General features: G+C 41.0%; 15 protein-coding genes. 2 read left to right on the forward strand and 13 right to left on the reverse strand.

The window, feature by feature from the left end:
• Positions 1-15: 15 nt before the first annotated feature.
• From BM192_RS01595 to BM192_RS01605, 3 genes are all read right to left on the reverse strand, one after another.
• Positions 16-498, reverse strand: coding sequence for a DUF4112 domain-containing protein (locus tag BM192_RS01595; protein ID WP_037438191.1), 483 nt, complete (start codon positions 496-498; stop codon positions 16-18).
• Positions 499-540: 42 nt separating this feature from the next.
• A complete protein-coding gene (locus BM192_RS01600) occupies positions 541-1224 on the reverse strand; it encodes an SIP domain-containing protein (RefSeq protein WP_051759561.1) in 684 nt (227 codons plus the stop codon).
• Between the two features lie 73 nt (positions 1225-1297).
• Entirely contained in the window at positions 1298-2158 is an 861-nt protein-coding gene (locus BM192_RS01605; RefSeq protein WP_051759563.1) for a helix-turn-helix domain-containing protein, read from the reverse strand.
• 398 nt (positions 2159-2556) lie between these two features.
• Here BM192_RS01605 and BM192_RS01610 point away from each other — a divergent pair, with 398 nt between their 5' ends.
• Positions 2557-3249 carry an ATP-binding cassette domain-containing protein gene (locus tag BM192_RS01610; protein ID WP_037438192.1) on the forward strand — a complete coding sequence of 231 codons (693 nt, stop codon included), beginning with the start codon at positions 2557-2559 and terminating at the stop codon, positions 3247-3249.
• Here the strand turns inward: BM192_RS01610 and BM192_RS01615 are convergent.
• The 9 genes from BM192_RS01615 to BM192_RS01655 all read right to left on the reverse strand — a co-directional run bounded on the left by BM192_RS01615 (position 3198) and on the right by BM192_RS01655 (position 15763).
• Positions 3198-4016 (reverse strand): TerC family protein, encoded by an 819-nt coding sequence (locus tag BM192_RS01615; RefSeq protein ID WP_037438193.1) that lies wholly within the window; start codon positions 4014-4016, stop codon positions 3198-3200. The two genes, BM192_RS01610 and BM192_RS01615, sit on opposite strands and share 52 nt — an antisense overlap.
• 112 nt (positions 4017-4128) lie before the next feature.
• Positions 4129-5070 carry a hydroxypyruvate isomerase family protein gene (locus BM192_RS01620; RefSeq protein ID WP_037438194.1) on the reverse strand — a complete coding sequence of 314 codons (942 nt, stop codon included), beginning with the start codon at positions 5068-5070 and terminating at the stop codon, positions 4129-4131.
• A 35-nt stretch (positions 5071-5105) separates the two neighbouring features.
• On the reverse strand, positions 5106-6107 hold the full coding sequence (locus BM192_RS01625) for an FAD:protein FMN transferase (RefSeq protein WP_037438195.1): 1002 nt from the start codon (positions 6105-6107) through the stop codon (positions 5106-5108).
• Between the two features lie 14 nt (positions 6108-6121).
• Complete coding sequence (locus tag BM192_RS01630; RefSeq protein WP_051759566.1) at positions 6122-7444, reverse strand: Gfo/Idh/MocA family protein; 1323 nt, start codon at positions 7442-7444, stop codon at positions 6122-6124.
• Between the two features lie 45 nt (positions 7445-7489).
• Complete coding sequence (locus BM192_RS01635) at positions 7490-8455, reverse strand: formylglycine-generating enzyme family protein (RefSeq protein ID WP_037438196.1); 966 nt, start codon at positions 8453-8455, stop codon at positions 7490-7492.
• Positions 8456-8506: 51 nt separating this feature from the next.
• Positions 8507-10387 carry a RagB/SusD family nutrient uptake outer membrane protein gene (locus BM192_RS01640; protein WP_037438197.1) on the reverse strand — a complete coding sequence of 627 codons (1881 nt, stop codon included), beginning with the start codon at positions 10385-10387 and terminating at the stop codon, positions 8507-8509.
• Between the two features lie 35 nt (positions 10388-10422).
• Complete coding sequence (locus tag BM192_RS01645) at positions 10423-13866, reverse strand: SusC/RagA family TonB-linked outer membrane protein (RefSeq protein ID WP_234797484.1); 3444 nt, start codon at positions 13864-13866, stop codon at positions 10423-10425.
• Positions 13867-14036: 170 nt separating this feature from the next.
• Positions 14037-15101, reverse strand: a complete 1065-nt coding sequence (locus BM192_RS01650) for a FecR family protein (RefSeq protein WP_037438198.1) — start codon at positions 15099-15101, stop codon at positions 14037-14039.
• Positions 15102-15193: 92 nt separating this feature from the next.
• Positions 15194-15763, reverse strand: coding sequence for an RNA polymerase sigma factor (locus BM192_RS01655; RefSeq protein ID WP_051759568.1), 570 nt, complete (start codon positions 15761-15763; stop codon positions 15194-15196).
• Positions 15764-15939: 176 nt separating this feature from the next.
• On the opposite strand from BM192_RS01655, the gene BM192_RS01660 reads away from it, so the two are divergent.
• On the forward strand, positions 15940-16641 hold the full coding sequence (locus BM192_RS01660) for a hypothetical protein (RefSeq protein ID WP_037438199.1): 702 nt from the start codon (positions 15940-15942) through the stop codon (positions 16639-16641).
• A gap of 22 nt (positions 16642-16663) precedes the next feature.
• Here the strand turns inward: BM192_RS01660 and BM192_RS01665 are convergent, their stop codons facing one another.
• On the reverse strand, positions 16664-18178 hold the full coding sequence (locus tag BM192_RS01665) for a gluconokinase (protein ID WP_037438200.1): 1515 nt from the start codon (positions 18176-18178) through the stop codon (positions 16664-16666).
• Between the last annotated feature and the right edge of the window lie 3 nt (positions 18179-18181).

Raw genomic sequence — 18181 nt, forward strand, 5'->3', positions numbered from 1 at the left:
CATCTGCCCTTTATTTTAAAAGATATGTACAAACCAGCTGAGCATCACCCACAATGCCCACAATAGTCCGGCAAACATGATTGTTAATATTATTAATGCAAGAATTAAGGTATTCCTTCCGCTACCTTGATATTTTCCTTCTAAATAATGCGCTTTCATCAAACGCAGGTTACGGCTATTAGCTTTAAAAAAGAAATCAAATACTTGCCCGATTAATGGTATTCCGCCAATGACAGCATCCAGAAAAATATTGATACACATAAGCACAACAATCTTGCTACCAATACCTTTTCGTGCCATCGCCATCACCAAACCACCAGAAATGAGAAAACCACTAATATCTCCGGCGAAAGGAAACAGATTAATCAAAGGGTCCAAACCAAATCTAAAATTTGTACCGGGCAGGCGGAACTGTTCATCCATCAGGTAAACAAGTTTCCTGATCCAGGGAAATTCAACTAATTGAATATTCTCTTTTTCGTTTTTATATAGCGGCATTTGAACTAAACGGATTCGGGAAGCTAAATGTTTTAACAACAACTAACTCCAGAAGCCCTGTACTTTTACTTTGCCCGTAAAGTCTTTTCGAATTCTAAGGTTTTTCCTCAATTCTACTATAGTGGGGATATGTCCGGCGAGATACACAGTTTCGTTATCCAAATCCTGTTTATCTAGCCAGGAAACTAAAGAGTAGTCCCAGCTTTGCTCATGTACAGGCTGAAATAAGGTATCAAAATAGGATCTGAATTCCTGGACATGGCTTTTCAAACTAAACCCGATGGCTCCTTGCAGTTCTCCTATACCCAGAGCTAACTGTCTCAAGGCAAGAAAATGTCCCAGGCTGGACTGGTCACCGATAACCAGTATATCTCCGTCTACGGGTTTATGTAATGTAGACCCGATACCCATATAATCCAATGTAGCCCCCGCTGTAAGTGAGGCGGCCCATTGACTGCCGGGCCCATAATGTGCCGCACTAATCATCAATGTACAGGTACAGGTAATTGGGTCCCATAGTGTTGGTGTATAATCCCGATAGGTATATGGTGCAACCTTAACCTTAATATGTTGCACCGACTGCCATTTATACATATTCACACCTGGCAAATGGACATCTATTTCGTGAAATGTTGCCGGTTCCCAGCTTCTGACAGCTAGAACGGTACCGGACTTAAGCATGCTGTTTTCAATCAGCTGCATTGCTTTTTTCTGAATTATATTCATAACCAAGTTTATATCAACAAATCAAGGCAAAACACAAGGTTATTTCAAGGGCAAAAACATGGGAATGATTGGACTATCCGTGGTATTTTCTGCGAAATTCTAACGGTGAGGTTCCGGTATTACGAGAAAAAAGTCTATTGAAATAGGCATAGTCGGTATAACCCAGTTCATCGGCAATCTGGTTAATATTCAGGTCAGTATAGCATAACAGACGCTTAGCTTCTAATAAAATGATGTCTTTAATCCAGTAGCTTACAGGAAAACCGGTCACTTGTTTTACAACTTCATTCAGATAGGACAAAGACAGGCATAATGCTCTTGCATAAGCAGCCGGCTGTTTAACTTCCCTGAAATCCCTGGAAAGTGCAAGTTTAAAAGCATTAGAAATGGAAACCGGCCGCGAAGGCTTGCTTGCCGTTTGCACCAAAGAGGACTCAATTGTACCTGCAAAAAAGCCTGTATAAGCTTTTACCAGTAATGATAAACTGTCACGGTGAAATCTTGCATGAAGCTTATTATGATGTACTTCACTGATCAACTGTATTGTTTTTTCAACTAACTGCAGACATTCTTTTTCCGGATAAAGTGGAAGCATTCCCTCGCAATTTTCGAAAATAAGCCTGAATTTGTCGTCTATAAGCGTTTTATCCAATGCAAGGATCCATCCAGTGATGCCGCTACAGTTTTGAACCTGATGAACCTGCCCTGATCGCACTAACATTAAACCTGCACCTTCGAGAATCATTGATTTAAAATCAACTTCGAATACGCTGGTGCCACTCTGCTGAAAGATAAAAATGTAATGTTCATCTCTGTGTACAGGCATAATAGCTTCGGGTCCAGATGTAAAATCAAGAAATTGCATGACTTCAAGTCCATTTGTGGTGCCTTCAGGCAGTTGAAATACAGGAATAGATTTTACATTTTTTTTCATTCGTGCTAAAATCAAATCTATAAAGGAAATGCTTACCTTCAAGCACCAGATGCACAATTATTTTAAAAAAATTCATTTTATAGGCCGTTTCTTTCAAAGCTTATGTATTCCACTGCTGATTTGCAGCTTTTTTTGTTGCTTTACCTTCTGGATTTATGGCGCAGTTACAATTCCTGTTGTCTGCTGGTTTAAAATAATTTCTACCATAATTTTCATTTTGTACAGCTTTAATTATCAGCAGCAGCAACTTTATTATTATTATAATTTGGGAGCATCTAAATTGCAACTCGGCGCCGGAGTTTTTATTCTCGACATGCTTATATTTATCCCAACATTGCTCTTCTTATTATGAGTCCAAAAAAAAATCCGAATGGAGTTGTTAACGTAAGCGTCAAGTTTTGAGAGATACACTTGAAGCAGATAGTATCGTATTTGAAGTTGGAAGGAGACGAATTCTGTCCGACATATATATTAAAATAGAAACTGGTCGGATTACCGGGCTCTTAGGGAGAAACGGGCAGGGAAAAAGCACCTTGATGAAAATTCTTTTTGGAACGCTCACGCCAATGACCAAGTCGATACGTGTCAATGGCCATTATATCCATAAACCATATCTGGAAAGGGGCTTAATAAGCTACCTGCCGCAATTCAACTGCGTTCCCGCAGACAGAAAAATCATTGACCTCTTTAAAGATTTCGAACTCGATTACGACGTTTTTGTTTCCAGATTTTCTCATATAGCATCCGGCAGCAATCTAAAATTCAGGCAGCTATCGGGTGGTAGTCGCAGATTTATAGAGACCTACCTGTTGTTGTTCACTCCGGGATCTTTCGCTTTACTGGACGAACCTTTCAGTCATCTTAGTCCCGTTATAATTCAGGAAATGAGTCTATTAATTAGAGAAGCGAGCAAGCAAAAAGGAATACTAATCACTGATCACTATTATGAGGAAACTCTCCGAATCAGTGACCAGCTCTATATATTACAGAACGGAAAAATAAAACCAGTACAGTCAAGTGAAGAATTGGATGCTTCGGGTTACCTGCCACTCTCCTGTTCTTCCATAACAGTATTTAAGTCTTCATCCTGATGCGGAATATGCTTCTTCGGAAAATTGAATATTAGAGAAGATAGGACAGGCAAAACGAAAATCAAAACTGTAAATACCGATACCATCATATCTGTATGCTCTGAATCAATCCATCTGGAAATTCCATTGTCCGGATACAAATGGGTAAAAAATGACGATGTAAGTTTTAAACCCAGAACACCAATCACAATAAACGCAATCGTTTCCAGAAAGGTGAATTTCTCCATCAGTTTCACAAATGCCTGTGCGACAAAACGCATCGCCAGAATACCAATAAATACCCCGATATAAATTAGATTGATATTATCGGTAAACGCTACAGCAGCGAATACATTGTCAATGGAAAAGGCAAGATCCATAATTTCCACCAGGGCAACAGTAGCCCAGAATGTCCCCATTAACCCTACTGTAGAGCGGTAGAACCAGCTCTTTTGTTTATCAACAACTTCAGTTTCTTCCTTTTTCCCATGCTTTTTAAGGAGGTATGAAACGGATAGATACAGCAGATATAATCCACCGAGCGGCTTTAGCCACCAGATCTGGACGAGCCAGGCTGCAAGCAATAAACAGATTCCGCGGAACACATAAGCGCCGATTATCCCATATTTCAATGCCTTTTCGCGCTGATGTTTAGGCAGATCCATTACCATTGTTGCTAATACGGCTGCGTTATCTACCGACAGTAAACTCTCAATAATAATCAAGTTTAGAATAATTAACAGAGCCGCATTTATATCATCTCCAAGTATGCTGTGAATAAAATCCATGTTGTAGTTTTGTTCTGCTAATTTAAGATAAAAAAAAATATCCCCGGCTTTGTAAAACGGGGATATCTGTGTTTAATACGATGATATTTAATGCAGCGGTATAAAATTGGTTTTAAACCAGGAATGCATCAACCTCTCGGTAGGCTTGTATCACCCTTTGCTCCCCTTCTTTTCCAGGTTTAGAATTACCGTGCTCCATGCCCATAACGCCTTTATAACCTTTAGTATGAAGATGCTTAAAAAGGTTCTTATAATTGATCTCACCAGTTGTCGGTTCTTTTCTTCCGGGATTATCTCCAATCTGGATATATGCTATCTCATCCCAGCAACGGTCAATATTTACCATCAGATTTCCTTCTGTCTTCTGCATATGATAAATATCATAAAGAATTTTGCAAGATGGACTATTTACTGCGCGACAGACATTATAGGTCTCATGAGTCTGCTGTAAAAAGAGTTCCGGCGTATCGCTCAAAGTCTCCAGTACCATAATTAATCCATGCGGCTCAAAAATCTTTGCACCAGCACGCATCGCTTCAACAACATTGGCCATTTGTATGCCGTAAGGAAGTTTCCGTTCATAGAATCCAGGTACAACAGTTAACCATTTGGCATTACACCTTTTGGCAGCCTCAACAGAAGCCTTACATGTTTTAGTAAATACATCAAGAAATTCCTTCTTTCCGGTTGTAAGGGAAACCTTCCAGTTATCTCCGCCATCTACAACAAAAACACCCATTCTCATACCCAATTTCTCTAGTAGCTTCCCAATTTTAACCTGCTCATCAACAGGTCTGTTGAGATAACCATTATCTTCGATAGACCGGAAACCATGATCATACATAAACTGAATCTGATCCAGAAAACTTTTCCCAGCTGAATTGGCAAACATACCCTCGTGCGGGGCATAATCCAGATTGAATGTCTTTTCAGCTGCTAATCCTGCATTACTGTTACTTGCCTGTATATCCGCTGCTGCCGAAGTCAGCGAGGACCCCATAACCAGTGAACCTGTAGCTACCAGGCTATTCTTTAAAAACTCATTTCTGTTCATTGGTATTTTTTTTGTAGTCAAATTAAAATATACAATTAGTTGATAATCATTCTGCTGAACCCGGGGCTCATCATTTCATCAATACTGCCATCGGCTTTCCTGTAAATCAAATAAACCTCCATTCCCGGGATGAGTTTTATAAATTCAAGCACTGCTTTCGGTTCCATTGCCATCAATGCATTATCATACCCATCTGCAGTTAATGCATCATTTGCGTACACTGTCACGCTTATCAATCGATTATCCAGGGGATAACCAGTAACAGGATTGACCAAATGGCTCACCTTATGTCCGCCCTGTTCCAGGAATTTACGATAATTACCTGAGGTGGTGACAGCTCCTTGATCAAATGTGATCACATGTCTGATAACTGGCTCAGCTCGTGATTTTAATGATGGTCCTTCAACACCGATTCTAAACCCTTCACCGTCCGGCTTTTTCCCCTGCATCCGCAATTCTCCACCGATCTCAGCTATGAAAGAAGTAATCCCTTTTGCCAGCATATAATCCGCCACCAGATCTACAGTGTAACCCTGGGCGATACCATTTAAATCTATCTTTATTCCCTTCTTTTTACGTTGAAGTAAATTTCCACGGATAGTCAGATTTTTCATCCCGACGGTCTTTAAAATCTCTCTGATTTCAGCACTGTCGGGAAAATGTTGTACTGGCTTTGCGCCAAAGCCCCAGGCTTGTACGAGTGGTGCTACCGTTATATCAAACCTACCTTGTGTTAAATGGTAAACCTCAAAAGATTTCTTAATCACCTTTGACATATGTCCATCCATTTGCATATCCGAAGAGCCAGCGTTGAAAATAGAAATACGGGAATCAGACCGGTACAAGGACATTGAAAGATCGATTTCCAATAAAATACTGTCAATTTCCGCTTGTTCAAGCAAAGGTTTACTGGCATAATAACTAATGGAATAATCCGTTCCCTGCGCCAGTCCCTTTAGTAAAAATAGCTGCTGTGCATTTCCCTTTACGAGGCAAATACACAGCAGCAAAAGCACCAGGCTTAAATGTTTATACATTTAACCAATATGAATTAAAGTACTTTGGTTTTTCCAGGCATTGCAATCGGATAAAGTCCGTTTTCATCTGGCAAAACTTTAGGTTTGGCAGACCAGCTGAGCTGGTCAGGAAACAAACTATTATTTGCTTTCAAAGCTTCATCCCATTTGATTGTCTGACCTGAATAGGTTGCATAACGACCTATAATAGCGGTAAGACAACTTTTCGCACCACGTTCTGCATCACTAAATTTATATTCTCCTTTGGAAATTGCATCAAACAACTCGTCGTGCTCAGTCTGATAAGGATTAGCATTACCCTTGGTCGGATGGCTAAAAATTTCTTTTCCTTTATGATCCCATAATATGCCTTGGTTACCTGCCGAAAGATAGGTACGGCCTTTTGTTCCCTGGAATGTCTCATCTACTCTGTTCTCTGTGCCTTCAAAGTGACGACACTGGCTATATATAACAGATCCGTCGGCGTAGGTTAATTCCACAGCATGATTATCGTAGATCTCACCATAATCTTTGCCAGTTCTCCAGGCTCTGCTACCTGTTCCCTGCACAGATACTGGATAGGCATTTTTAACCCAGTTAGCAATGTCTATATTATGAACGTGCTGTTCTACAATATGATCGCCACATAACCAGTTGAAGTAATACCAGTTACGCATCTGATACTCCATTTCTGTTTGCTGAGGTTGTCTTTTCTTTACCCAAACGCCCCCGCTATTCCAATAAACCTGTCCGCTATAAATATCACCTATTGCACCGTCCTGAATTCTTTTCATGGTCTCCCGGTAATTGGCCTGATATCGGCGCTGTAAACCAACAACGACATTGAGTTTTTTCTGTTTTGCAATCTCCGCTGTAGCCAGGACTTTACGGATACCCGGTGCATCAACTGCAACTGGTTTTTCCATAAATACATGTTTGCCCTGTTTTACTGCTTCCTCAAAATGGGACGGACGAAATCCGGGAGGCGTAGTCAACAGGACCACATCGGCAAGTGCGATGGCTTTCTGATAAGCATCAAAACCGGTAAAACGTCTTTCTTTAGGTACGTCAACTTTAGTCTTAAACTTATCGGATAATATTTTATAACTACTTTCCATCCGGTCTTCGAAAGCATCAGCCATAGCGACAAGTTTCACATTGGCTTTTGTACTTAAGGCCTGAAATGCTGCACCTGTACCGCGGTCCCCGCAACCTATCAGTGCAATCTTAATTGTATCGTCTACACCCGAATGCCCGGCAGCAAATGCAAACTGATTCAAAAAAACGCCACCTGCAAGTAACGCCGAGGTCTTAATAAAATCCCTGCGCTTATCGCGCAATTCTTCATTTTTAATCATTTTATCTGTGGTTCTTAGTTCAAGTTTTATTATATATATGTATTTCTAATAATCCTGGATTACGGGCTGGTCATAGTAAGCCTTTATTTCTGCTTCGGAGGGCGGAGTAACTGGTCTCACCAGACGCATTCCAATAAAAGGAGCTTCAGGGAACCACCAATTGCTTTTAGGAATCTGCGGATCCAGCTGTTTCCAAACAGGATCAGAGCCCAACCTGGCTGCAGAACGCAATTCAGAAGGCTGATCTTCGTAAGATCCCCCACGAATACTATGCGCATACAATTTTGTAGGCACAGCTAAAGGGTCCTTCAGTTTATCACCCTTTAAACCTGCATAAAAATCCGAAAGATATTGATCCCAGGTCCACTCAGAAACATTTCCGTGCATGTCATACAATCCCCACGCATTAGGCTTCTTTGTTCCGACCTTATGGGTCTTACCGTCGCTATTACCTTTATACCAGGCATATTCATTCAAAGCCTCAGGATCTGCACCAAAACTGAACTCTGTAGTACTACCTGCACGGCAAGCGTACTCCCATTCTGCTTCAGTAGGCAATCTATAAAATACTCCTGTTCTGGCATATAGCCATTTACAATACTGTATTGCATTGTAATTAGTCATCGCTAATGCCGGGTGGCCTTCCTTTCCCATCCCAAATGTCATATCCAGATAGGGCTTAGTCGGTCTGGTCACCGCATCGACTGCAGCCGGTACTGCCGAAGTACTGTGGTTCACCTCATAATCTTTATACAGAAACGGTTCATAAAGATCCCAGGTCAATTCATACGTTGCCATCCAAAAAGGTGATATTGTAACTTCATTTACAGGCTTTTCGTCTGCCTTTCCATTATTACTACCCATCTTAAATTTACCCGCAGGAATAGCCTGCATACTGAATGATAAATTTGTACCGCTGATTTTCTGTTCGTAAGGTTTCTGGGTTTGTGCAACAGCGGTTTGCAACCCTAAGAGTAGCGGAAGGAAAAATACTTTTTTGTTAACTTTCATATTTTATGCTAGGATAACGCCTGAGGAAATACCTCAGGCGTAAATTGGATATTAATACCCTGGATTTTGCAACAGCTCTTTGTTACGGTTAATCTCGTCACGACTAAATGGTCTGAAATACAATTTATCATTCCAAGCTCTGTTTTCCTGTGCTGTTTCGACAGTAGGTGTATACGTATACTGATAAACTGCAGGATCGTAGTGATATGGTGCATTTTGTGTTTTACCATCTTTAAATTTACCACTTACTTTGATATATGTCGTTTTTCTGCCAAGCGTTTCATTTGCAATCATCCACCGGCGTGCGTCATGATAACGATGCTCTTCATAAACAAGCTCTATACGGCGTTCATGCTGATAGATCTTCCTCATTTCATCCTGAGAAGTAATACTGATTGCTGGCATTCCTGCTCTGAAACGGATACGGTTTAACCATAATACTGCCTGATCCAGCTGCCCTAACTCGATACTGGCTTCCACATAATTTAACACAGCCTCTGTATATCTGAAAAATGGCCATGGAACAAATTGTGGCATAGAGGATTCTATGATTGCAGGATCTGGATCAATAAATTTATGCGTATAATAACCTGTCCAGCTTCCGTTCCAATTCTCGATTTCACTACCCCGAGTATCCAAACCTTTAAATAAAGTCTTGGTACCGGATTTCATCAAATCATATTCACCGGTCTGTATCTGGTTAGCCGGATCAACATTTCCTGACACCAGGTTTCTCGGCTTCCACTTCGCACCGTCATATAATACAGTTGCATAAAAACGGGGATCACGGTCAGTATAAGGACTAGCCTTCTGGGCAGCATTATTCCAGCTAAATTTGCTGCCATCCTGCATTTCGTAGTCATCTACTAATAAACCAATAGGCGTATTTCCTGCCCAATTATGATAGCCATTCGGACCATTTGCACGACCATAACGCATATCACTGCGGTCAATAAAATATCTGGCAAATAATAGCTCGGAGGCTGCAGCGGGATCTACTCCCGGAGCCTTACTTCCTCCGCCCATAGCTATACTCTTATAATTACGCTGACCTTCTTCAGCTGTTGCCTTCGCAGTCAGGTTCATCTTATAACCCGAACCACTGTTCATTACTTTCAGTGCTGCATCCTGAGCTGCTTTCCATCTTGAAGTACGGTCACCAGTGGTATAACCTAGATATTCAGGATTAGCATAACCTGCAATCACTGTAGATTTTGCTTTTGCAGTCGGTATATCATGCAAGTCACTCGCCGCATAAAGCAGAATTCTTGATTTAAGTGCGTCTGCTGCCAGAGATGAAGTCCTTCCTTTAGGTAGGTTTTTACCAGTAAGTAGTTTTTCGGCTGCATCACAGTCCAGTAAGATCTGATTTACACATTCTTCAAACGTGGCACGTTTGGCAGCAAAATCATCATCTAATGCATAACTGCGCAAAATTAGCGGTACACCGCCCTGAAAACGAACTAACTGATGGTAAAAATAAGCCCGCAGGAAATGTGCTTCTCCTAACATCTGATCTTTAATCGCTTTATCTGCGATACCATTATTTTCGTCAGTGCCGAGTCGCTCGATAGTGATATTACAAGCCCGGATCTTATTGTACATTCTACTATATTCCCAAGTATCATTTACCCAACCCAACGTAGTTGGATTAATTGTACCTGAATTGATCAGGTCTATACCACGGTTAGGGTGAGTGAATAAGGACTCATCGGAGACAGAAGAAAGCATCTCTTCTGAAAACCCACCGACGTTAAGTCCATTATAGATATCTGTCACAAAAGCCTGAGCTAATCCTGCATCTTTCCACACCAGTTCTGCACTAATTTGCGTTGGTGGTGAAACAGAGAGGAAGTCTTTTTTGCAACTGCCGGACATCAGCGCGACGAATGCAAAGGTTGCTATATATGTATTTTTAAAAATTGGTTTCATAACTGAATTTTTTTCTTTTACCTGTACTTGAAAACTTAGAACGTAGCTTTAATTCCTGTATTGATAACTCTCGCCTGTGGATAATACTGCGCGCTTGAGTTCGTAGATTCAGGATCCCAGATTTTTATCTTATCAAACGTGAAAAGATTTAATCCGCTTACATATACTCTAAGTGCTACCATACCAATCTTCTTACTGAATTCCGGAGATAATGAATATCCCAATTCTACATTCTTCACACGCATATAATTATTGCTACGTAACCAATAGGTGTTATCAGCTGCATTATTAGTATCAGTATAGTATGTTTTACCACGGTTAGAAAGGCGTGGATCTACGCTGCTTGGCCTGTCAACACTCCAACGGTTCAGGTAAGACCATTCCAAAAAGTTACCGATATCTCCAGATTCGGTTAAGCCTATCATTTGAAGACCGCCGGTCGCACCTTGAATAAGCATAGAGAAATCAAAGTTTTTATACTGCAGACTTAGATTAAATCCACCTGTAAACGTTGGTGTATTGGTTTTATCCATTCTCACCTTATCATCACCGTTGATAATACCGTCTCCATTAATATCCCGGAATTTCATATCACCGGGAAGTATTTGATTTGTTAATCCACTATAGTCAGTTTTATTAGCATCGATTTCTGATTGATCACGGAACACACCTGCATATTCATAAGCAAGTACGGTTCCTGTTGGCATTCCGGTTGAGCGCTGCCAATCCGGAGCACCAGGAGTTTCATCCCAGAAAATGATCTTATTTTTAGCATATCCACCATTTACACTGACGTTATATTGTACTTCTCCAACACGGTCGGCCCAGCCTAATCTGAATTCAAAACCTTTATTGTTTACTTTACCCAGGTTTACCGGAGGAAGTTTATCTGTAATACCAGAACTTCCAGGAATAGAATTACCTCTGCTGATCAGGATTTTAGTCCTTTTATTATAGAAAGCGTCAAATTCAAAACTCAATCTATTGTCGAGGAATGAAGCGTCTAAACCAATATTGGAATTATTAGCTACCTCCCACCCGAAGTTAAGATTCGGAACACGGTTTTCTGTAACTGTCTGATTCATCTGGTCATTAATGACATAGTTTCCAAAACCCATTGTGCTCAGATATTGGTATTCTGCCAATGCATCTCCGAAATATGCCTCTGCCCCCATCTGACCCCACGAAGCACGAAGTTTCAGATTATTGACAAAGCTGACATTGTTTTTGAAGAAACTTTCCTCTGAAATTCTCCAGCCCGCAGAGATTCCAGGGAAGAATCCAAAACGTTTGTCTTCAGGAAAAATGTAAGAACCATCTGCACGCCATAGAAACTCGGCCATGTATTTCTCCTTGTAATTATATCCTACACGACCAAAATAACTGAGCCTTGCACGGTTAAACAGGCTATATGGTTCAGTGGTCGGATTAGTGATATTTTGCTCTTTTTCATTACCTGCCAGTAACTCCTGCAATGCTGTAGATAGAAAATACCTTCTAGTTGCACTGAAACCATCATTGTTTACTTTTTCACGGGTTACACCAGCCATCAGATTCAACGTATGGTTGCCCAGCTTTTTGTCGTAGTTGATCATACCCATTAGGTTAATACCCAATTGTCCACCCGCTGTTTCAGTCAGACTTGCATCTGTCCTTTCAGAACGAACTGAGCCTACCAGAACCGGAGTTACGCCATCAGCTTCGAAACTAACTTTATCCCAATCGTATAAAGTCCATGGAGTCTGCCATCTTTTTTGTCTGCCGGAGAACTTATCGATCGATGCTGTACCTGTTACTTTCAAACCTTCTACACCAGGTATCTGAATATCAAGTTTACCGGTCGATTGGAAATAATCTCGGGTGTCCCGGTCATAACCTGTCTGATCGGTAGTCACGACGTATGGATTATAACCAAACTCAATATCACGTCCTGGTAAACCATTTGGATATACCTCAATTTCTGTCGGTCTTCCACGCATTAGCATTCTGAAGATATCATTAGCGCCTACTGTCGGAGAATTACGTACTTCTTCACGTCCGGTTACGCCTAATGAAGCAGTTACGTACTTATTCAGTTTAGCTTCCAGATTAATTCTCAGATCATATTGTTTATAACCGGTCGCCGATTTTTTGTAATAGCCATCCTGATCCAGGTATCCCATGGAGATCAGATATTTAATATTATCTGCCCCCCCGTTGATCTGAAGGTTATGGCGTTGTTGCGGAGACCAGTTCTTTAAAGTGGTCCCAAACCAATCTGTATTCGGATATCTAAGTGGATCTGACCCATCTTTGAACTTTGCAATTTCGTCCGGACGGTAAGCGGCATTTAATGTTGTTCCGTCTGATTTCAGGTAAGACCCTGTTGAATTGAAGCTTTTCTGAGCGGCTCCCCATTGGCTGGCCGGCACATCAGAACCAAAAATAGTCAGTTCATTCAGAATCTCTGCATATTGCTCAGAATTCGCCATTTTAGGTGTACGGGTAGGCTGTTGCAGTCCGTAACTAAAATCGTACGACAATTGAGGCTTTCCCGACTTACCTTGTTTCGTTGTAACCAGGATGACCCCATTTGCCGCCCTTGAGCCATAAATGGCAGCAGAAGCATCTTTTAATACAGATACGCTTTCAATATCATTTGGGTTGATCCGCTCCAAGCCACCCGCACGGTTAGGAACCCCGTCGATAACGATTAAAGCGTCATTATTACCGAGTGAATTTACACCACGTATCCGGATAGTAGAACCATCTTTTCCTGGCTCGCCACTTGCCTGTTGAGCTGTCACTCCGGGCAATCTTCCCGCCAGCGAATTAGATAAATTGGCTGTAGGTGACTTCGCCAGTTCTGAACCTTTGACAGCTGTAACTGCTCCTGAAACAACTGCCTTTTTCTGCGTACCATAACCTACGACGATTACCTCAGACAACGCCTGTGTATTCTCGACTAATTTTACATTAATTGTCAGTGTGGATTTTACAGGAATTTCCTGGGTAAAGTAACCCATGTAAGAGAATACAAGTGTTCCGTTTTCAGGAACTTTCACACTATAGTTACCATTAGCGTCAGTCATTGACCCGGTGGAACCTTCTTTAAGTTTTACACTTACGCCAGGAATTCCCTGCCCCTGTACATCTGTCACTTTTCCTTTAACAGGAATGTCAGCCTTAGCTAGCCATTCGGGACGGATAATAATGAGGTTATCTTCCATAGTCTGGAATTTCAACCCCGTATTTCTGAGCAGATGCGCCAGTGCTTCATCTGCCGGCATGTCCTTGCGGACCAGGGTTACCAGTTTACCGGATGGAAGATCTGCTTCACTGTAGAGCAAACGGAAACTCCCTTTACTTTCCAGAACAGCCAATGCTTCTTTCAGGTTTACTTGCTTCAGTTCCAGGTTAACTTTCCTGAATTGGGAGTAACTGTTTGCCGACACCTGCATACAGAAAACCAGTGATAAAACAAAAGTCCAGTTTAACATTAATAAGAATTTGTTTTTGGGAAATGGGACGCATAGCACCTTATTGCACAGTCCTTTTTTTTTCATAGATTTGTGAGTTATCAATTAATAAATCTGAAGCCGCTATCTTTTTATAGCGGCTGGAATGGTTAAAGGGGGAGGAATGTTGGCGCATTTGCTCCCTCTATTTTTTAGTAAATGATCAAGTCATGTTCTTTTAGTTTAAAGGTGAATGGTTTGATTAATTGCAAGGCAGTCATCGCTTCTCTGATCTCCTCTTTTTTGAAAGCACCGGTAAAACGATAGCTCCCTGCCTGACTGGATTCGATATGAATTTTAACATTGAACCAACGTTCCAGGCGTGGCTTAAGCTCTTCTAGTGTTTCATTTTTAAAAACCAGTGTGTTGTCTTTCCAGGAAGTTTCTTCTATATACTGTTCATCCCCGATGGTAATAGGCAAGACGTGTGCAATGGTCATTGTCATATCTGCAGAACGAGGTGCCTTTCCATTCTTTTTACTGCGTCCTTCTACAAGCGCAAATTTCTCTGATGGGTTAAGCAATATTTTTTGTTGGGCACGTTCATTGACAGAAAGCTCTATAGATCCTCTAAGTAATGTTGCCTCCGAGCTACTTTCCAAGGCATAGTCTTTTACATTAAAAGCAGTTCCGAGTACTTTTACACACATACGGTCAGTTTTAACAATAAAAGGTTGATGATCTCGATGTGCAACGTCGAAAAAAGCTTCTCCCTGGAGGTGGACTATTCTTTTTTTCTGCTGGGAAATCTTGTTGGAATAAGACAATTTGCTATCTGAATTAAGCCAGACCATTGTCCCATCTGGAAGCTTTACATTTTTTCTCACTCCCTTTCCGGCAACGATTTGGGTGTCTGTTTTTGCAACTGTTCTCTTGGTCAGGTAAAGCAAACTACTTAATGCAACCAGACAAATTGCGATCGTTGCAAATGCATTATAAGATTTCTTAGTGGAAGGTTCTTCATCCGGATATGTTCCAGGGAGTAAAAGATCAGCGTCGAAATCTGCTGCATACTTTCGAAGATGCTTTTGGTATATGGTATCCATATCAAGGTCGTTTTCTGCAGGAGATTCTTCCCAGAGCTGACCTAATAATTCCTCGTAATATACTGAATCAGGGTATCGCGAAATTAACGATGCAAGCTCTTCCAATTCAGAGGAATTTGCTTCACCAGCCAATTTACGGGCAAGTAATTCTATAATTCTGCTTCTATCCATCAGAGGCCCGTAAATATTAGTTTATATTGGTTTCAAGGTATAAGACAATATTTTCGGAAAAACTCCCTAGTCAAGAATAAAAAAAAAATAAATTAATCAATCAGATTGAATTCCAGCTGCAGAATAGTAGTCAGTTTTTTAACAGCTGCTACCAGATGTGCATCCACAGTTTTAACGGATATATTTAAAATAGCAGCTGCCTCCTTATAACTTAAACCATCTTCTTTGATCAGCTTGAAAACGAGTTTACACCGTGTAGGAAGTGCACTGGTAGCTTGATCTAGTTTAAGTTTAAGCTCTTCATTAATTAGTAGTTCTTCAGGATTTTTCGTTTTAAGCGCGATATCTACATTAATATCATCAAGTGATACAAAAACCTGCTTCCCTGATTTGTTTAACAAGTTAAGACAAAGGTTCCTCGCCATTACAAATGCATATACACGAATATTATTGATAGCTGTTAACTTTTCCCGGTTTCTCCAAATACCAATCAGTACGTCATTGGCGGCTTCTTCAGCTGATTCCTTCGATTTAAGCAGACAGAAACAGAATCTATGCAACCCGGGATAAAGAAATTTGTAGAGTTTCTCATACGCATGTTCACTATTATATAATGCGATACGACTGGTCAACTCAGTTAGCTCCGGTGAAGTTTCAGGCATCAGATTTAATATTTGGTTATCTCAAATTTAACAATTAAACAATACCAACCAAATCAATTTAGCTGAGTCCGGTGTAATGGTCGTACTGGTAAAACTGTTTTATAGAAAAAGCGGGGATAAAACTTCTGATCTGTGCATGACAACAATCAGGAAAATTTTCCGTTATTTGAGACAATATGAAAGCTACAAAATTTCTGAGTTTACTATCTTTTTTTTCTATCCTTTCGCTAAGCACATTTGCCCAGGATGCGATTATTATTAGTCCCGGTAATTTTATCCGCGGAACTATCCAGGGTACAGATTATAAAACTGTCGGAATGAAGAACGACGAAGGTACACTCAACCAATATCAGGCTAAAGATATTCAGGAATTCCAGTGGAATGGGGAAACGTATGTTAGTAAGGCATTTGTAAGTAATAGTAAAACAGATTACCGTTTTTTTAAACTTATAGAGCACGGAAACATAAACCTCTACACGATGGGTGGGAAAACAAGTGCAAAAACAAAACCTAAAAAGAAAATTCAGTTCAGCCCTTCTATCGGACTTGGAATAGGAAGTGGAGGTTATCGCGGATTCGGAATGGGTGGCGGAATCAGTTTTGGCGGTGGACGAAGAGATGATGATGCTCAGGCAAGACCAGATCGCAGAGCGCTAATCTATATTGCTTCAGCTAAAACCCCCGATACCATACTTGAGATTACACCGGACGGAGATCAGAGTGAACAGAATTCTAATTATATCAGAACTACATTAAGCGAATATATGTCTGATGACCAGGATTTGGTAAACCGTTTGAAAGACACCAAAAAATTTGATGCTAAAACAATTATTTCATTTGTAAAAGCCTATAACTCCGTGCACAGTACGCAGGAATAGATTAGAACCGTCATCAGCCGTATCAAAGCAGACCGGCTGATGATGGATTATTGGATAGTTTATGTAAACGGTGCATCTGTTCTTTAAGAGCAGGGTAAAGTGCCACGTAAATTTCAAATATCTCCATATATTTCTTGTGAGTCTGCTTATCAGGATAAATCCTGGTTGCTTCCTTGATATTAGGCATGGGATAATCTGACTCCAAACCGATCGCTTTCGCTGCGAGAATGGTTGCTCCGATAGCAGAAGCATCATCTACAGAGATCAGAACCAATTCTTTTCCGGTAATATCTGCCAAGATCTGTAACCATACCGCAGATGCGACAAAACCTCCGCTCACATGGATCCTGTCAACCTGCTGCCCCGATCTCTCCAACGCATTCAGCACATCTTCCAGTGCAAAACAGATTCCTTCAATTACTGCACGTGTCATATGGTCTGAAGTATGAGATAAGTTTAAACCGAAGAAAACGCCGCAGCTCCTGGCATCCCATACCGGGGCACGCTCCCCCTGCAGATACGGTAAAAACAACAAACCATCTGCACCAGGGCCTAAATTAGAAACACTGCGAAAAGCAGTTTCATAATCTTCCTCCCTTAATTGACTAGTGCCCAATATATTCTTCAACTGCCATTTCAAGGCTATACCACCATTATTAACAGGGCCCCCGTTAATATAGATTTTTTCATCCAGCCGATAACTGAAAGTCATAGCCTCCTTGTTAAACCTGCTGCATTCTGCGGAAACCCGAAGTGCGCCGCTGGTACCAATAGTTAATGCTCCTATTCCTGGAGCAATTGCCCCTGTACCCAAATTAGCCAGGCAACCGTCCGTTGCACCGATGACCACGGGTACACCAGCTGTAACAGCCTCCATACCAGGAATAGCTTCAGGGAAAGCTCTGTAAAAAGCTGTAGATACCAGTCTGGACAATTGTTCTTCTTGAATTCCTGCAGCATTCAGTGCTGCAGTATACCAACATAGACTGTCCAGTTCCATAAGCCCCGTACAAGAAGCCACGCTATGATCAATTTCAAAAACACCGAATAATTTAAACCAGATATATTCCTTTATAGATATAAACTTCTCCGTTCTGCTGAAAACCTCTGGAAGATGCGATCGGATCCAGCCGATCTTACATAAAGGAGACATCGCATGAACAGGTGTTCCTGTTTTGAGATAAATTTCAATCCCGGAACCCTGCGATAATAATTGATCTGCAAAATTAGCAGCTCTGTTATCTGCCCAGGTCATCATTGGAATAATCGCTTCTCCCCCAGAATCTACTGCTATGAGACTATGCATAGCGCAGCTCAAACTTATTATTTTTGGTGACCGGCCACGCAGATTAATTTGTTCAGTGATTACCTTACAGCATGCTTCCCAGATTAATAAGGGATTCTGTTCACTATAACCCGGTTCCGATGAGGTAGTAGGATAAAAAGACTGACTGCTGCCAATTGGTTTATATTGAAGATCAACAGCTACACCTTTAGTACTGCCAGTACCTATATCTATCCCAAGAATATATTCCATATT

It is taken from the genome of Pedobacter antarcticus (assembly GCF_900112985.1).
In the GTDB taxonomy this organism is placed as follows: Bacteria; Bacteroidota; Bacteroidia; order Sphingobacteriales; family Sphingobacteriaceae; genus Pedobacter; species Pedobacter antarcticus.